The organism is Acrocarpospora phusangensis (assembly GCF_016862995.1).
GTDB classification, from domain to species: Bacteria; Actinomycetota; Actinomycetes; order Streptosporangiales; family Streptosporangiaceae; genus Acrocarpospora; species Acrocarpospora phusangensis.
Window position 1 is genome coordinate 72,304 of sequence record NZ_BOOA01000016.1, and the last position, 14,258, is coordinate 86,561.

At 72.2% G+C, this 14,258-nt stretch carries 16 protein-coding genes; 5 read left to right on the top strand and 11 right to left on the bottom strand.

The window, feature by feature from the left end; translation table 11 throughout:
* Window positions 1-18: 18 nt before the first annotated feature.
* Both Aph01nite_RS12275 and Aph01nite_RS12280 read right to left on the bottom strand, forming a co-directional pair.
* Window positions 19-759: an SRPBCC family protein gene (locus tag Aph01nite_RS12275; protein ID WP_204040955.1), complete on the bottom strand. Its 741-nt coding sequence runs from the start codon at window positions 757-759 to the stop codon at window positions 19-21.
* Window positions 756-1,064, bottom strand: coding sequence for an ArsR/SmtB family transcription factor (locus tag Aph01nite_RS12280; RefSeq protein ID WP_204040956.1), 309 nt, complete (start codon window positions 1,062-1,064; stop codon window positions 756-758). Before Aph01nite_RS12280 ends, Aph01nite_RS12275 begins: the two co-directional genes overlap by 4 nt.
* 78 nt (window positions 1,065-1,142) lie before the next feature.
* Here Aph01nite_RS12280 and Aph01nite_RS12285 point away from each other — a divergent pair, with 78 nt between their 5' ends.
* On the top strand, window positions 1,143-1,754 hold the full coding sequence (locus Aph01nite_RS12285) for an IMPACT family protein (protein ID WP_204040957.1): 612 nt from the start codon (window positions 1,143-1,145) through the stop codon (window positions 1,752-1,754).
* A 4-nt stretch (window positions 1,755-1,758) separates the two neighbouring features.
* Here the strand turns inward: Aph01nite_RS12285 and Aph01nite_RS12290 are convergent, their stop codons facing one another.
* Window positions 1,759-2,979 (bottom strand): isochorismate synthase, encoded by a 1,221-nt coding sequence (locus Aph01nite_RS12290; protein ID WP_373872289.1) that lies wholly within the window; start codon window positions 2,977-2,979, stop codon window positions 1,759-1,761.
* A gap of 166 nt (window positions 2,980-3,145) precedes the next feature.
* On the opposite strand from Aph01nite_RS12290, the gene Aph01nite_RS12295 reads away from it, so the two are divergent.
* Window positions 3,146-3,970 carry a GDSL-type esterase/lipase family protein gene (locus Aph01nite_RS12295; RefSeq protein WP_204040959.1) on the top strand — a complete coding sequence of 275 codons (825 nt, stop codon included), beginning with the start codon at window positions 3,146-3,148 and terminating at the stop codon, window positions 3,968-3,970.
* Here Aph01nite_RS12295 and Aph01nite_RS12300 read toward each other — a convergent pair whose 3' ends face one another.
* From Aph01nite_RS12300 to Aph01nite_RS12315, 4 genes are read right to left on the bottom strand one after another with little or no spacing between them, the layout of a single operon-like run.
* Window positions 3,971-4,576 (bottom strand): response regulator transcription factor, encoded by a 606-nt coding sequence (locus Aph01nite_RS12300; protein ID WP_204040960.1) that lies wholly within the window; start codon window positions 4,574-4,576, stop codon window positions 3,971-3,973.
* Window positions 4,573-5,622 carry a sensor histidine kinase gene (locus Aph01nite_RS12305; RefSeq protein ID WP_204040961.1) on the bottom strand — a complete coding sequence of 350 codons (1,050 nt, stop codon included), beginning with the start codon at window positions 5,620-5,622 and terminating at the stop codon, window positions 4,573-4,575. Before Aph01nite_RS12305 ends, Aph01nite_RS12300 begins: the two co-directional genes overlap by 4 nt.
* An 8-nt stretch (window positions 5,623-5,630) precedes the next feature.
* Window positions 5,631-6,356: an ABC transporter permease gene (locus Aph01nite_RS12310; RefSeq protein ID WP_204040962.1), complete on the bottom strand. Its 726-nt coding sequence runs from the start codon at window positions 6,354-6,356 to the stop codon at window positions 5,631-5,633.
* On the bottom strand, window positions 6,353-7,078 hold the full coding sequence (locus tag Aph01nite_RS12315; RefSeq protein ID WP_204040963.1) for an ABC transporter ATP-binding protein: 726 nt from the start codon (window positions 7,076-7,078) through the stop codon (window positions 6,353-6,355). Before Aph01nite_RS12315 ends, Aph01nite_RS12310 begins: the two co-directional genes overlap by 4 nt.
* A gap of 128 nt (window positions 7,079-7,206) precedes the next feature.
* Here Aph01nite_RS12315 and Aph01nite_RS12320 point away from each other — a divergent pair, with 128 nt between their 5' ends.
* The gene (locus Aph01nite_RS12320; RefSeq protein WP_204040964.1) at window positions 7,207-8,118 is read left to right on the top strand and encodes a S1C family serine protease; all 912 of its coding nucleotides are present in this window, start codon (window positions 7,207-7,209) and stop codon (window positions 8,116-8,118) included.
* Here Aph01nite_RS12320 and Aph01nite_RS12325 read toward each other — a convergent pair.
* Window positions 8,108-8,842 (bottom strand): alpha/beta fold hydrolase, encoded by a 735-nt coding sequence (locus Aph01nite_RS12325; protein WP_204040965.1) that lies wholly within the window; start codon window positions 8,840-8,842, stop codon window positions 8,108-8,110. The two genes, Aph01nite_RS12320 and Aph01nite_RS12325, sit on opposite strands and share 11 nt — an antisense overlap.
* Before the next feature lie 62 nt (window positions 8,843-8,904).
* Between Aph01nite_RS12325 and Aph01nite_RS12330 the strand changes: the two genes are divergently transcribed.
* Window positions 8,905-9,846 carry a helix-turn-helix transcriptional regulator gene (locus Aph01nite_RS12330; protein WP_204040966.1) on the top strand — a complete coding sequence of 314 codons (942 nt, stop codon included), beginning with the start codon at window positions 8,905-8,907 and terminating at the stop codon, window positions 9,844-9,846.
* A 29-nt stretch (window positions 9,847-9,875) separates the two neighbouring features.
* Here the strand turns inward: Aph01nite_RS12330 and Aph01nite_RS12335 are convergent, their stop codons facing one another.
* The gene (locus tag Aph01nite_RS12335; RefSeq protein WP_204040967.1) at window positions 9,876-11,114 is read right to left on the bottom strand and encodes a glycosyltransferase family 4 protein; all 1,239 of its coding nucleotides are present in this window, start codon (window positions 11,112-11,114) and stop codon (window positions 9,876-9,878) included.
* Window positions 11,115-11,402: 288 nt separating this feature from the next.
* Between Aph01nite_RS12335 and Aph01nite_RS12340 the strand changes: the two genes are divergently transcribed.
* A complete protein-coding gene (locus Aph01nite_RS12340) occupies window positions 11,403-11,675 on the top strand; it encodes a DUF3040 domain-containing protein (RefSeq protein ID WP_204040968.1) in 273 nt (90 codons plus the stop codon).
* A gap of 16 nt (window positions 11,676-11,691) precedes the next feature.
* Here Aph01nite_RS12340 and Aph01nite_RS12345 read toward each other — a convergent pair whose 3' ends face one another.
* Together Aph01nite_RS12345 and Aph01nite_RS12350 are read right to left on the bottom strand one after the other, a co-directional pair.
* A complete protein-coding gene (locus Aph01nite_RS12345; RefSeq protein WP_239161615.1) occupies window positions 11,692-13,272 on the bottom strand; it encodes a penicillin-binding transpeptidase domain-containing protein in 1,581 nt (526 codons plus the stop codon).
* Window positions 13,273-13,415: 143 nt separating this feature from the next.
* Window positions 13,416-14,069: a lysophospholipid acyltransferase family protein gene (locus Aph01nite_RS12350; RefSeq protein WP_204040970.1), complete on the bottom strand. Its 654-nt coding sequence runs from the start codon at window positions 14,067-14,069 to the stop codon at window positions 13,416-13,418.
* Window positions 14,070-14,258 lie beyond the last annotated feature (189 nt).

Genomic DNA, 14,258 nt, shown 5'->3' on the forward strand with positions numbered 1-14,258 from the left:
CAAACATGGGGTGTGGTGTCAGGAGGCGCCGAGGTCGCGGGCGAAGTCGCTGATCCGGCGGCGCCACTCGGCCAGGGCGGCCTCCGGGTCGCCGGAGTCGGGCGCGGTGACGACCAGGCGCGCGCCGTGGCCGGTCCCGTCCGACAGGTCCCACTCGGCGGGCGGCCAGCCGGCCGCCTCCAGCGCGGCCCGCGCCTGCGGGATGGGCTTGGTGAGCTGGCGTTCGAACCGTACGCCCGCCGGCACGCGGACGCCCTCGTCGAGGTGGAAGCGGATGACGTACTCCTCGTGGAGTTCGGGGAAGTTGCCCTCGGGCGGGGTGAAGGGCCTGCCGTCCAGCAGGGACTCCAGGGCGACCAGGCAGGTCTGCCAGCCGGAGGCGTAGCTGGCCGCCGCGTACCGGTCGTCGAAGGTGTGGGTGAAGATCAGCAGGCAGCCGCCGGCGGGGTCGGGGCGGAGCTCGAAGCGGGCCAGGTCCTCGCGCTCGCGCGGCATCGAGCTGGGGGCGTGCTCGCTGAAGGCGAAGACGCGCGGCGGGTCCAGTTCGGTGATGACGGCCTTCAGCACGGTGCCGGCGCCGTCGTCGAAGATGATCGTGCCGCCGGTGCGCAGGTCCATCTCCGCGACCGGGAACGGGTACCACGCGCCGAGGTGGCCGGGCTCGGTGATCGCGCGCCAGACCTTCTCGACCGGGTGGGCGAGTCTCCTCTCCATCCGCAGCACGGTCCTGCCGTCCACGGTCCGCAGGGTCTCGTTCATCGATCGTCCTCCATCGTGTCCAGGTGGGCTTCCAGGCGGTCGAGGCTGCCGGCCCACAGCCGCCGGTACGGCGTGAGCCACGTGTCGATCTCGGCCAGTGGCGCGGGGCACAGCTCGTACCAGCGGCGCTGGGCGTCGATGCGGACCTGGACGAGACCGGCCTCGCGCAGTACGCGCAGGTGCTTGGAGGTGCCCGGCTGGGTGAGGCCCAGGCGGGCGGTCAGTTCGCCGACCGGGTGCGGGCGCTCCAGGAGCAGATCCAGGATGCGCCGCCGGGTCGGCTCGGCGAGCACGTCGAACAGCACACCTCGAATATACCTCGATAGGAATATACCGGCAAACGAATATAGGACATACTTTGTAAAGCTCGGTACGCTGGGCGTATGCCGTACACCACCGTCGCCGAGGTCGTCGAGCACGAGACCGAGGTGCGGCGGTCGCGCTTCCTGTGCGCGCTCGGCCCGGCCGGCTCCGAGGAGGAGGCCCGCGCGTTCATCGCGGCGCGGCGGCGCGGCGACGCCTCGCACAACTGCACCGCGTACGTGATCGGCACCCGCGTCCGCAGGGCCGACGACGACGGGGAGCCCGGCGGCACCGCGGGCACGCCGATGCTGGACGTGCTGATCCGCCGCGGGTACGCCGACGTGGTCGCGGTCGTCACCCGCTACTTCGGGGGCGTGCTGCTCGGCGCGGGCGGCCTGGTCCGCGCGTACGGCGGCGCGGTGGGGGAGACCCTGGACCGGGCGTCGCCGATCACCATGGTCCCGGCGCGGCTGGTCACGGTCACCGTCGGCCACGCGGACGCCGGGCGCCTGGAGAACGACCTGCGGGCGGCCGGCCATCCGCCGCGCGGCGTCGCCTACGGCAGCCGGGTCGCCTTCGAGGTGGCGGTCGCCGAGAGCGGCCTGCCCGGATTCACGGACTGGCTGGCCACCGCCACCGCGGGCCGGGCGCGCGCGGTGCCCGGCGACGGGCTGCACGTGCCGGCGGGCTGACCGGTCAGCCCTCCAGCGCGTACCGCATGACGCGGAACTTGGCCTGGGCTTCGGCTAACTCCTGGACGGGGTCCGATTCGCCCATGATGCCGCAGCCGGCGAAGAGGCGGGCCCGGTCGCCCTCGACGGCGGCGCAGCGCAGGGCGATGCCCCACTCGCCGTCGCCGCGCGCGTCGATCCAGCCGACCGGGCCGGCGTAACCGCCGCGGTCCATGTCCTCCAGTTCGCGGATGACCTCCAGCGCGGTCGCCGTCGGGGTGCCGCCGACGGCGGCGGTCGGGTGCAGGGCGGCCACCACGTCGAGCACGGACGCGCCGTCGGACAGCCGCCCGGTGACCCGGGTGGCCAGATGCTGTACGTTCGGCAGGACCAGCAGTTCGGGCCGGTCCGGCACGTCCAGGGTGGCGCAGAGCGGGTCCAGGGCGTCCCGGACGGAGGCGACGGCGCAGACGTGCTCGTACTGGTTCTTCTCCGAGCCGAACAGGTCGCCGGGGTCGGAGCCGGTGGGCGCGGTCCCGGCCAGCACGAGCGACTCGATCGCCCGGCCGGTGTGCCGGACCAGCAGTTCCGGCGTGGCGCCGACCAGGCCGCCGACGGAGAAGGTGTAGCACTCCGGGTAGCGGCGGGCGAGCCGGGCCAGCAGGGCGCGCGGGTCGATCCCGCGGTCGGCGGTGGCGATCAGGTCGCGGGCCAGCACGACCTTGTCCAGGCGCCCGCCGCCGATCTCCTTGACCGCGGTGGCCACCGCGTGCTCCCACTCCATCGCGGTGAGCGCGCCGTCGCTGTAGCGGATCCGGCCCGGCGTGCGGACGGGGGTCATCAGGTCCAGCGCGTCCTCGCCGATCGTGGTCAGCCAGGACCGGCCGTCCCGGCGGGCCAGTACGGTCCTGGGCACGACGAGGGTGGACCCGGCGGCGGAGGCGGGGTCGAAGGTGAACGAGCCGAAGGCGACCGGTCCCGAGCCGGGCAGGCCGACCGGGTCGTCGATCTCGGCCGTACGGAAGATCGAGGCGAGCCAGGCGCGGGCCCAGGCGAACCGGGCGGGGCCGGAGAGGCCGGCGGGGACGCGCACACTCGCGGCCTCCCCCCAGCCGACGAGGCCGTCGCCGTGCCTGACCCAGGCGTGGGGCGCGACGCCGGGGAGGCGCGCGATCAGGTCACCGGGGTCGCTGACCGGAACCGTGCGAACCACCAGGGGACGTTTTAGTCCGAGAGCGACACTCACTCCACACACTCTACGCAGAAACTGAACGTGTTCGACATTGGGTCGCCTTCAGGCGGGTGCGCGGTGTCAAGCGCCGATAGGAACTCGGTCATGGAAGGGACGCCTGCCCGGATGGTGATAGAGCAACCATCTGCGTGATCTCTAGCTTGGGCTCCCGGAGGTGCCCATGATCAGGAAGATCACGCCCGTGCTCGCCGCCCTCGCGCTGTGCTGGCCCGCCACGGCCCCGGCGGCCGCGGCGGCCAGGTCCGAGCCGGTGGTGCTGGCGGCGCTCGGGGACTCGATCAGCGTCGGCTTCAACGCGTGCGGCTGGTACGTGGCCTGCACCTCGCGCTCCTGGTCTGCGGGGGACCATCCGGACGTCAACAGTCACTATCTGCGTCTGCTCGCGGCGGGCCAGGCCGTCAAGGGACGGAACCTGAACTTCGCCGTGTCGGGCTCGACCAGCGCCGACCTGCTCGGCCAGGCGGCCAGGGCGGTGGCGGCGAAGGCCACGTACGTGACCATACTGATCGGCGCGAACGACGTGTGCGCGCGTTCGGAGAAGTCGATGACGCCGGTCGCGGTCTACCGCCAGCGCGTCGCGGCGGCCCTCGGCAAGCTGCGTCCGACCGGGGCGCGGGTCTTCCTGGCCAGCGTCCCCGACCTCAAGCACCTGTGGCGGGTGGGCAGGGACAACGTGCTGGCCCGGGCGTTCTGGTCGGTGGGCAAGGTCTGCCCGGTGCTGCTGGCCGCACCGGCGTCCACCGCGAAGAAGGACGCGGAGCGGCGGGACCGGGTGCGGGCGCGGGTCGTCGCGTACAACGCCCAGCTGGCGGAGGCCTGCGCCGAGTACGGCCCGGCCTGCCGCTACGACGGCGGCAAGGTCTTCGGCTACCCGTTCTCCCTGGACCAGGTCAGCGGCTGGGACTTCTTCCACCCCAACGCGGCCGGCCAGCGGGCCCTGGCGGAGATCACGTACGAGGAGATCGCCGAGCACGCGGGGGTCTAGTCACAGCCAGCCGTTGTGGCGGGCCAGCCGGGCCGCCTCGACCCGGTTCCTGGTGCCGGTCTTGCCGATCGCGGCCGACAGGTAGTTGCGCACCGTGCTCTCCGACAGGTGCAGCCGGGCGGCGATGTCCGCGATCGTGGCGCCGTCCCCGGCGACGGCGAGCACGTCCCGCTCCCGGTCGGTGAGCGGGCTCGGCCCGGTGCCGAGCGCGGCCGCCGCCAGGGCCGGGTCGATCACGCGCTCCCCGGCCAGGACCCGGCGGACGGCGGCGGCCAGTTCCTCCACCGGGCCGTCCTTGACCACGAAGCCCCAGGCGCCCGCCTCCATCGCGCGCCGCAGGTAGCCGGGGCGGCCGAACGTGGTGACGATCAGCACCCGGCAGCCGGGGATCCGTTCGCGCAGGTCGGCGGCGGCGTCCAGGCCGCTGCGGCCGGGCATCTCGATGTCCAGCAGGCACACGTCCGGCCGGGCCTCCAGGGCGGCCGCCACCACCTGGTCGCCCCGGCCCACCTGGGCGACGATCTCCATGTCCGGCTCCAGGCCCAGCAGCAGCGCGAGCGCCCCGCGCATCATGGTCTGGTCCTCCGCCAGCAACACCCTGATCATGCCGGTACGGTAACGCGCAGCCGGAACCCGTCCTCCCCGGCCACGGCCAGCCGCCCCCCGGCCGCCTCCACGCGTTCCCGCAGCCCGCCCAGGCCGTTCCCCTCGACGGGTTCCCGCGCGCCCTTCCCGTCGTCGACGATCTCCAGCTCCAGCTCTCCCGCCTGACGCAGGGTGATCCGGCAGGAGCGCGCGGCGCTGTGGCGTACGACGTTCGTCACCCCTTCGCGTACGGCCCAGCCGAGCAGGGCGTCGGTCTCGGGCGGCAGCGGTACGGACGGGGCCTGGACGAGCACGCCGATGCCCGCGTCGGCGAGCACGTCGCGGGCGGCGGCGAGCTCCGCCTCCAGGCCGCGCCCGCGGTATCCGGTGACGGCGGCGCGCACCTCGGCCAGGGCCAGGCGGCCGATCTGCTCGATGTCGGCCGCCTGCCGCGCGGCGGTCTCCCCGTCGCCGGGGATCAGGCGGCGCACCGCCTCGGCCTTGACGACGATGACGGAGAGGGTGTGGCCGAGCAGATCGTGCAGGTCGCGGGAGAAGCGCAGCCGCTCCTCGGAGACGGCCACCCGGGCGAGTTCCCTGCGGGTCTCGGTGAGCTCGTGGATGGTGTCCCAGAGCTGGACGATGATCCACGGGATGAGCCCGGCGACGAACACCCCCCACCCGGAGAAGATCATGGCCAGCGGGCCGAGGCCGGCCTGGGTGAACACGCCGACCGCGGCCAGGGCGAGCAGCAGGATCATGCCGAGGGCGCCGCGCACGGCGGTCCCGGTGGCGATCGCCGCCATGGTGAGCACGAACGACCAGGCGCCCTGAAAGGCGACGCCGCCCGCGACGGCGACCGTGATCAGGGCGGGCAGGGCCAGCCGCACGGCCCTGCCGCGGTCGGCGAAGGCCAGCCTGACCGCCCAGAGGTAGAGGACGGCGGCGGCGGCGAGCGCGGCCCAGGACAGCCAGGCCGGCTGGTTGCCGCCGGACACCGTCTCGGCGGCGGGGAACCCGGTGAGCACTACCCACACGTAGATGCCCGCCTTGTCGGGGGTGCGCACGGGCTCCATCACACCACGCGCCCGCTGCGCAGGTAGCCGAAGCGGGCGTAGCCGGCGAAGACGGCGAACCAGCCCAGGAGCACGAGGGCCGAGCGCAGGTCGGGGGAGTGGTCGAAGGCGACGCTCCACGACAGGTTGGCGTAGCCGTTGACCGGGCTCCAGGAGGCGGCGGCGCCGAGCCAGCCGGGGAAGTTGGTGGTCGGGAACCAGAGCCCACCCACCACCGATAAGCCGATATATCCGGCTAAGTTGGCGGAGGCGGCGTTCTGCGGGGAGAGCAGGTAGCCGTTGCCGAGGGCGAGCAGGCTGAACGGGATCGTGCCCGCCCAGAGCAGGGCGATCACCGTGATCCACTGGACGGGTTCGAGGCGCACCTGGTTGACGAAGGCGCCCGCGGCCAGCACCAGCGCGATCGCGGGCACCACGATGATCGCGGAGGTGGCCGTCTTGCCGGCGATGACCCGGGCCGGGCTGATCGGGGTGAGGCGGAGCTGGCGCATCCAGCCCAGGGACTTGTCCTCGGCGGTGCCGGTGCCGTTGCTGAAGACGCCGCCCAGCGCGCCGTACGCGGCCATGCCGATCATCGACCAGAGGGCGCCCTCCGGCCGGGCCTCGGCGGGGATGGCGAGAGTGGAGAAGAGCAGATACATGGTCACCGGGACGGCCAGGCCCATCACCACGTAGCCGCTGTCGCGGGCCGTCTTGCGCACTTCCAGCCGGATGTAGGCGATCATGCCCAGTCCTCCTTCGAGGTCAGCGCCAGGAAGGCGTCCTCCAGCGGGCTTCCCGCGGCGAGCGCGGCCGCTTCCTTGATCTCCGCGCCGGTGCCCTCGGCGACGATCCGGCCGTCGCCCATGACCACGATGCGGTCGGCGTACCGGTCGGCCTCCTCCAGGTAGTGGGTGGCGAAGACGATGGTCCTGCCCCGGTCGGTGAGGCGGCGCATGGCGGCCCAGAAGTCGCGGCGGGCCCGTACGTCCAGCGCGGCGGTGGGCTCGTCCAGGACCAGCAGGCCGGGGTCGCCGGCCAGGGCCATCGCGAACCGCACCCGCTGGCGCTGGCCGCCGGACAGGCGGTCCACGCGCGCCCGTTCCAGGCCGGTGATGTGCGCGGTGGCGGCGACCTCGGCCAGCGGCATCGGGCCGGGATAGCAGGCCCGGACGAAGGTCAGCAGCTCCTTCACGGTGACCCGCGGCGGCGTGCCGCCCTCCTGCTGCATCGCCCCGACCCTCCCTTCCCGTACGGCCTGCCGGGGGTCGCGGTCGTAGAGCCGCGCGGTCCCGGAGTCCGGGCCGACCACGCCGAGGAGCATGCCGATGGCCGTGGACTTCCCGGCGCCGTTGGCCCCCAGCAGGGCCAGGGTCTGGCCTTCGGGGACGGTGAGGGAGAGTCCCGCGACGGCGGTGACGTCCCGGTAGCGCTTGTGTACGTCGTCGAGGACGACTGCGTTCGTCATGCTCAGGACGGTATTTTCCGGGCCGTCGCGGGGGCAGGCCGTGCCGTACTCGATCGGGCGGGACAAATGTCACGGGTCACCTCGTTGTGAGGTGTAATCAAGTAAGTGGTGTAGGAGAGCGGGTGCGCATGGACGAGTACTCCCTGATCGTCTCCTCCGTGGCGGCGGAGCTGACGCCGAAGGTCGCCGCCATCAAGGCCGGCAGGTCCAGCGGCTCCGCCGTGGTCTTCACGGCGGACGGCTTCCTGCTGACGAACGCGCACGTGGTCGGCTCGGCGCGGACCGGCTCCGCCGCGTTCTCCGACGGGACCACCGCGGAGTTCGCCGTCGTGGGCGCGGACCCGCTGTCGGACCTGGCGGTGCTCCGGGCGCTGGAGCCGACCCCGCCGCCGGTCACGCTGGGGGACAGCGACGGGCTGGTGGTCGGGCAGCTGGTGGTGGCGGTCGGCAACCCGCTCGGGCTGGCGGGTTCGGTGACCGCCGGGGTCGTGTCCGGGCTCGGGCGTTCCCTCCCGGCCCGGAGCGGGTCGGCGGTACGCCTGATCGAGGACGTCATCCAGACCGACGCCGCGCTCAACCCCGGCAACTCGGGCGGCGCGCTCGCCGACGCGCGCGGGCACGTGGTGGGCGTCAACACGGCGGTCGCCGGGACCGGGCTGGGGCTGGCCGTGCCCGTCAACGCGACCACGCGCTCGATCGTGGCCGCCCTGATGCGCGACGGCCGGGTCCGGCGCGCCTACCTCGGCCTGGTCACGACGCCCGCGCCGCTGCCCCCGGCCATCCGCGAGCGGGTGGGGCAGCCGAGCGCGCTGCGGGTGGTCGAGGTGGTGCCGGGCTCCCCGGCGGCGCGGGCGGGATTACGGGCGGGGGACCTGGTGCTGAGCGCCGGGCGCCGGCCGGTGGGGGACGCCCAGGGGCTGCAGCGGCTGATGTTCGCGGAGGCGATCGGGCGGCCGTTGCCGGTGACGGTGCTGCGCAACGGCGCCCTGGTGGACGTGATCGCCGAGCCGACGGAGCTGACGCCTTACTCTACTTTGTAAAGGCGACCGCCCGGAGCAGCGCGGAGAGGTCGGCGGGACGGGAGAACATCGGCCAGTGGCTGGTGGAGAGTTCGCGGATCTCCCACTCCGGGCCGGCCATCGCGGCGAAGTACGGGTGGCCCTGAGCCCTCAGCTCCGCGATCTCGGCCGTCGAGAACTGGCAGCTCACCAGCGTCTTGGGCAGCTTGTCCCACGCGCCGGTGAGCGCGAAGGGCCGGCTGATCGGGCCGTACGGGTGGGCGGTGGCGCGGGCGGTGATCAGGTCCATGGTCTCCCGGGTCAGGCCGTCCAGGCTGGTGCCCGCCTGGCCCTGGATCTCCAGCGGGACGAAGGGCAGGCGGAAGCCGTCCACCAGGGCGGCCTCCACGTCCTCGCGGCCCGCGAGGTCGATCTGGGCCACGCCGTCCGGGACCGGGCCGCTGTCGACGTACACGATGCGGGCGACACGTTCGGGGATGCGGTCGGCGGCCGCCGTGACCACGCCGCCGCTGCCGCTGTGGCCGACCAGGATCACGTCGTGCAGGTCCTCGTACGTGATCAGGTTCACGATGTCGGCGATGTGGTCGTCCGGGGTGAGGGCGGGCGAGGCCAGGTGGGCGCGGTCGGCCAGCCCGGTGAGGCTGACCGGGTACGCGGTGTGCCCCGTCGCACGCAGATCGGCGACGACGTCCTTCCAGGCCCACGCGCCCAGCCAGAAGCCCGGAACCAGAACATAGGTGCTCATGCTTACTCCTTCGGTTCGTTGACTCGACCGTACGGAAATATCCGGACAGAATCGGTCCTGATATGACGACGAATCGTGTGCTGACCCTGCTGGAGCTGTTGCAGGCCCGGCCGGGCCTGACCGGGCCCGAACTGGCCGCCCGGCTGGACGTGGACGAGCGCACGGTGCGCCGGTACGCGGCCCGGCTGACGGAGCTGGGTGTCCCGGTCGTGGCGGATCGCGGGCGTTACGGCGGGTATCGCCTGCTGCCGGGCTACAAGCTGCCGCCGCTGATGCTCTCGGAGGACGAGGCCGCGGCCGTGGTGCTGGGCCTGCTCGCGGGACGGCACAACGGGGTCGCCCTCGGCACGGAGAGCGCCTTGGCGAAGATCGAACGCGTGCTGCCGAAGGCTCTGGGCGAGCGCGTCCGCGCGATCTCCGAGACCGTCGGCCTCGCCTTCCACCGCCCCGCCTCGCCCCCGCTCCCCGCCTCCGTCCTGCTCTCCCTCGCGGACGCCGCCCGCCGCCGGCGCCGAGTCCGCCTCTCCTACCGCTCGTTCCGCGGCGCGCCCACCACCCGCGACCTGGACCCCTACGGCCTCGTCCTCAACTCCGCCCGCTGGTACGTCACCGGCTTCGACCACCTGCGCGGCGAACTGCGCACCTTCCGCGTCGACCGCGTGACCTCGGCCGAGGTCCTGGAAACGCCCTTCCCGCCCGCTCCCGACGATTTCGACCCGGTCGCGCACGTCCTGAACAGCCTCGCCGGAGTCCCCTTCCGCCACGAGGTCGAGGTCATCGTCCACGCGCCCCTCCCCGAGGTCCGCCGCCGCGTCCCCCCGACCGCGGCGACCCTGACCGCGGTCGACTCCGGCGTACGCCTGGTCGCCCGCGCGGAACGCCTCGACGGCATGGCCCAGATGCTCGCCGGCCTCGGCTGGCCCTTCACAGTGATCCACCCAGCAGAACTCCGCAGAGAGATCACAGCCCTCGCGGACCGCCTACGCAAGTACGCCGACGCCTAGCAGCGCCTCAAGGCCGCCGCTCCTCGCCGTTATCCGGCGCTGTCCTCCGGTGACCGGTCTCGGAGGTCGCGGAGGAATTTGTCCCAGCGGGCGCCTATGACGGTCATGTCGTACTCGGCGGCCGTGGTCTGGGCCTGGGTGGCGAGTTTCGTGCGGAGGTCGGGGTCGGCGATGAGGCTGGAGATGGCGTCGGCGAGGGCGTGGATCTTGCCGGGGGGTACGAGCAGGCCGTCGTGGCCGTGGGTGATGATCTCGGCGGGGCCGGTGGGGCAGTCGTAGGCGACGACGGGGACGGCTTTGCTCATGGCCTCGAGGATGGTCATGGGCATGCCTTCGCGGCGGCTGCTGAGGACGTTGACGGCGGCCTCCCCGAGGGCGGCTCCGACGTCTTCGGCCGCGCCCATCAGGTGCACGCTGCCGGTGAGCCCTTTGTCCTCGATCGATTGCCGGAGTTTGTCCTCACGCGGGCCGCGGCCGTAGATGCGCAGCGTCCACTCGGGGTGACGCTGGTGCACGTGCGCCCAGGCCCGGATGAGGAGATCATGGCCTTTCGCGTGGTTGAGGCGGCCGATGGCGACGGCCACGGGTTCGGTGCGGCGGGCGGGCGGGCCGTTCAGGCGGGTGACCGCGTTGGGGATCTGCGCGAGCCGCCCGGGCCGGCGTTTGAGCGCTTTCCGGTACGCCCTCAGGTCGGCCTGGGTGAGAGTCACCAGGGCGCTGAGCCGGCCGTACCGGCGGAGGATCTGCTTGCGGGTTTCGGGCTGGTGGGAGGCGAGGTTGGCGTGCTCCTGCCCGATGGTGATGATCTCCGGTCCCGCGGCTCTGGCGATGAGCAGGTTGAGGGCCGGGCGGGTGCCGATGAGCACGCCCCGGCGGCGGCCCCGGATGTAGCGCAGCAGGGCGAGGTCGGTCCTGAGGGTGAACCAGTGACTCGCGGTCTCGTCCGCCGGCGTGAGCCGGCTGCGGAACCGATTGAGAATTCCCTTCCGGCCGTTCACACGGTCGTCGAGATAACGGACTCGAACCCCCGGCGGGACATCGAAGAACGGCTCCGGGCTTTCACGTACGACGCTGACGATTTCGACGTCGTGGTTTCTGGCGAGATGCCCGGCGAGATTGAAGACGGTGCGGATGGTGCCGCCCATGCCGTTGGCGTGGAGTAACAGGATGCGGATCTCCCGGGTGTCGGGAGGCGGGGCCTTTCTGGCCCGGCGCCGGTCCCGTTCTTCGAGTGCCCTGATGGCGACGCGTCGTACAGCCCCCGGCATCGGCAAAATGAGTTCCCTCTGATCGTGTGTGGTCCCCTCACTTCCCTAGGACGGCTTGGACCGCCCGGATGTTGATGTGATGTGGGTCACATTGCCCGCTGATCAGCGCATTTACAGGCTTGTTGAGTGGTTTCCGGTGAATAGTGGCTGCTCAAGCCTTGATTGGCGATTCGTGGCGAGTTGCCGTTGCCGGCCAACGGCCGGTAAATACCCGACCAGCAAACGGCTAACGATCTTCATGGTTGGGCAGAACGTCGGCACACACCTTGCATCCCGGGGAGGTGCGCCATGGCCTGGTCGCAGGACGAGGAGCGGATGCTGGCGATGATCGAGCGGCACCTCAGCGATGAGGATCCGCGGCTCGCCGCCCGCCTTGAGTCGTTCAACGAGCGCGTGGAGCGCGGGGAACACGGCCGGCGACGGGGTGATCGCCGAAGGCGCAGACGTCCACGGCGCTCCACCGTGGTGATCGCGGTGAGCTGGCTCCTGATCGCGACCTTGATCGCCACTCTCCTGATCATGGCCTTCCGCCACGACGCGGCGGCCGCCCTGATCCTCTAGCGGCCGCCCGGGACGGTCAGAGGCCGTTGAGGAATTGTGCCGCCACGGGGGCGGCGATCTTGCCGCCGCCGCCTCCGCCCTCGACGACCACGGCGAACGCGAGATCCCCCTTGAAGCCGTGGAACCAGGCGTGCGACTCCAGCTCGGGTCCGGTGCCGAACTCGGCGGTGCCGGTCTTGCCGTACGTGCCGTCGGGGAGGCCGGCGGCCTGGGCGGTGCCCTTGGTGACGACGGCCCGCATCATGGCGCGCAGCTGTTCGGCGACGCCGTCCGGGAGGGCCTGCTCGGTGGCCTTCTGCTTGAGGTTGGGGACCAGGGTGGGCGGGCGCCACGAGCCGTCGGCGATGGCGGCGGCCACGGAGGCCATGACCAGCGGGCTGGCGGTGATCTTGGCCTGGCCGAAGGACTCGGCGGCGAGTTCGGCGTCGCTGGTGGCGCGCGGCATGCTCGCCTTCGTGGCCGGCACGCCGATGTTGAGCGGCTGGTTGAAGCCGAGCGCGGTGGCGGTGTCGTACAGGGCCTTGGCGCTGAGGTGCTGTTTGGTGAGGGGGGCGAACGTGGTGTTGCAGGAGTGCGCGTAGGAGTCCAGGAAGCTGAGGGTGCCGTAGGCGGCGTGGTCGCTGTTGCGGATCTTCAGGCCGCCCACGTTGGCGTTCTTGGGGCAGGTGACCTGGTCGGCGGGGTTCACGCCGGCCGCGAGCAGCCCGGCCGCAGTGACGGTCTTGAAGGTGGAGCCGGGGGCGTACCGGCCGTCGAGGGCCCGGTTGAAGCCGCCCTGGTTGTTGACCACGGCCAGGATCTCGCCGGTGGACGGGCGGATCGCCACCAGTGAGGTGGGTTTCTCCATGTCGCGTACGGCGTTCGCGGCCGCCTGCTGCACGTTCAGGTCGAGCGTGGTGGCGACCGCCTTGCCGTCGGTGCCCTCGATGGTGGTCAGGCTCTCCTCCCCGGCCATGACCTCGGTGGTGGGCGTCCCGGCGAGCCGCTTCTGGAAGGTCTCCTGGAGCCCGCCCCGGCCGATGGCCTGCCCCGTGCGGTAGGCGGGGCCGAGCTTCTTCACGTCCTTCTGGGTGGCCTTGTCCAGGTAGCCGACGAGCTGCTGGACGGATCCGCCGACGTCGCTGCCGTCGATGCGGGTGCCGCCGGAGTCGGTGACGGCGGCCCGGTTCGGCCAGGTGGTCTTGAGCTTGAGGTGGTTGGCGCCGGTCAGGGACGGATGTACGGCGGCCGGCGACCAGTCCACCCGCCAGTGCCGGTCGGCGACGGTCAGGTCGATGGTGCCGGTGTACGTCCAGTCGCCGACGTTCTTGAGGGCGGCGGTGGCGGTGTAGGCGGCGGTCGCCTTGTCGTCGCCGTTCGCGGTGATCTGGCCGAGCTTGACGTCCACGGCGGTGGCGTTGAGGTTCTTGGTCAGCTCGGCGTACGCGGCGTCGAAGTCGCCGCTCGGCGGGGCGGCGAGTTCGGCCTTCATGGCCGCCATGTCGCCCTTCGTCCAGGCGGCGGCGAACCGCTGCGCGGTCTCCTGGGGAGTGCCGCGCGTGTGCAGCAGGTACCACGCGCCTCCGCCGGCCGCCCCGGCGACCACCACCACCGCCACCGATGTGATCGCAATTGTCCGTCCGCGCACGCTATGCCCCCTTTATGCTCGCCAGAGATCCTAGCGCGCCCGTTTCGTTACCTTTCGGGTTTTAACAGGCCGGGGTACGGGGTGACCTGGATCGGACGATGCCGCGCGGCTGGTCAGGCGGGGGTGTCGGCGCTCGGGCGCTTCGCGTACGAGGGCACGTACTCCTGGCCGGAGAGCCGCTGGATGGCGGCCATCACGTCGTCGGTGACCTGCCGCCGGTCGCGGGCCCTGGCGGGGTCGCCGGTGAAGGTCATGGGTTCGCCGATCCGTACGCCGATGCGGTGGACGCGCGGCACGGAGGCGCCGGGCGGCAGGACCCGCTCGGTGTCGATCATCGCCACCGGCAGCACCGGGGCGCCGGTGGTGAGGGCCAGCCAGGCCACGCCGATCTTGCCCTTGTACAGCCGGCCGTCCGGCGAGCGGGTGCCCTCCGGGTAGATGCCGAAGAGTTCGCCCGACTTCAGCACTCCGGCCGCCGCGTCGAGCATCTCCTGCCCCGCACGCGCGCTGTCCCGGTCGATGGCCAGATTCCCCTGCATGATCACGCGAGTGAGGGGGTTGCTGCTGGTGAAGTACTCGTTCTTGGCCACGAACGTCACCCGCCGGGGGAGGAGCGCGGGCAGGAAGAAGGAGTCCAGGATGGACAGGTGGTTGGACGCCAGAATCGCCGGCCCCTGCTCGGGCACATGCCCCAGCCCCTCGACCTTCGGCCGCCACACCAGGTGCACCGCGGGAACGCTGAGAAACTTGGCGACACGGTAGAACACAGACCACTCCTCGGCTAGGCGACCAGGTCAAGCGTAGTTCCCCACGCCTTGATCCTCACCGAGGCGGGCTGGTCGTCGTTCCCGGCGTCGCCGTACGGCGTCCGAGGGGTGCGGAAACACGAGCGCCCCGCTCTGGGCGGGGCGCTGGAAAAGCATTAGGCCGGTGTGGTGGTCGCCTCCTCGGCGAGA

What these genes read in the sequence shown, in the direction of transcription:
- Aph01nite_RS12275 (WP_204040955.1), bottom strand. Translation starts at nt 759, where the DNA reads ATGAACGAGACCCTGCGGACCGTGGACGGCAGGACCGTGCTGCGGATG.
- Aph01nite_RS12285 (WP_204040957.1), top strand. Translation starts at nt 1,143, where the DNA reads ATGCCGTACACCACCGTCGCCGAGGTCGTCGAGCACGAGACCGAGGTG.
- Aph01nite_RS12295 (WP_204040959.1), top strand. Translation starts at nt 3,146, where the DNA reads ATGATCAGGAAGATCACGCCCGTGCTCGCCGCCCTCGCGCTGTGCTGG.
- Aph01nite_RS12300 (WP_204040960.1), bottom strand. Translation starts at nt 4,576, where the DNA reads ATGATCAGGGTGTTGCTGGCGGAGGACCAGACCATGATGCGCGGGGCG.
- Aph01nite_RS12310 (WP_204040962.1), bottom strand. Translation starts at nt 6,356, where the DNA reads ATGATCGCCTACATCCGGCTGGAAGTGCGCAAGACGGCCCGCGACAGC.
- Aph01nite_RS12315 (WP_204040963.1), bottom strand. Translation starts at nt 7,078, where the DNA reads ATGACGAACGCAGTCGTCCTCGACGACGTACACAAGCGCTACCGGGAC.
- Aph01nite_RS12320 (WP_204040964.1), top strand. Translation starts at nt 7,207, where the DNA reads ATGGACGAGTACTCCCTGATCGTCTCCTCCGTGGCGGCGGAGCTGACG.
- Aph01nite_RS12325 (WP_204040965.1), bottom strand. Translation starts at nt 8,842, where the DNA reads ATGAGCACCTATGTTCTGGTTCCGGGCTTCTGGCTGGGCGCGTGGGCC.
- Aph01nite_RS12330 (WP_204040966.1), top strand. Translation starts at nt 8,905, where the DNA reads ATGACGACGAATCGTGTGCTGACCCTGCTGGAGCTGTTGCAGGCCCGG.
- Aph01nite_RS12335 (WP_204040967.1), bottom strand. Translation starts at nt 11,114, where the DNA reads ATGCCGGGGGCTGTACGACGCGTCGCCATCAGGGCACTCGAAGAACGG.
- Aph01nite_RS12340 (WP_204040968.1), top strand. Translation starts at nt 11,403, where the DNA reads ATGGCCTGGTCGCAGGACGAGGAGCGGATGCTGGCGATGATCGAGCGG.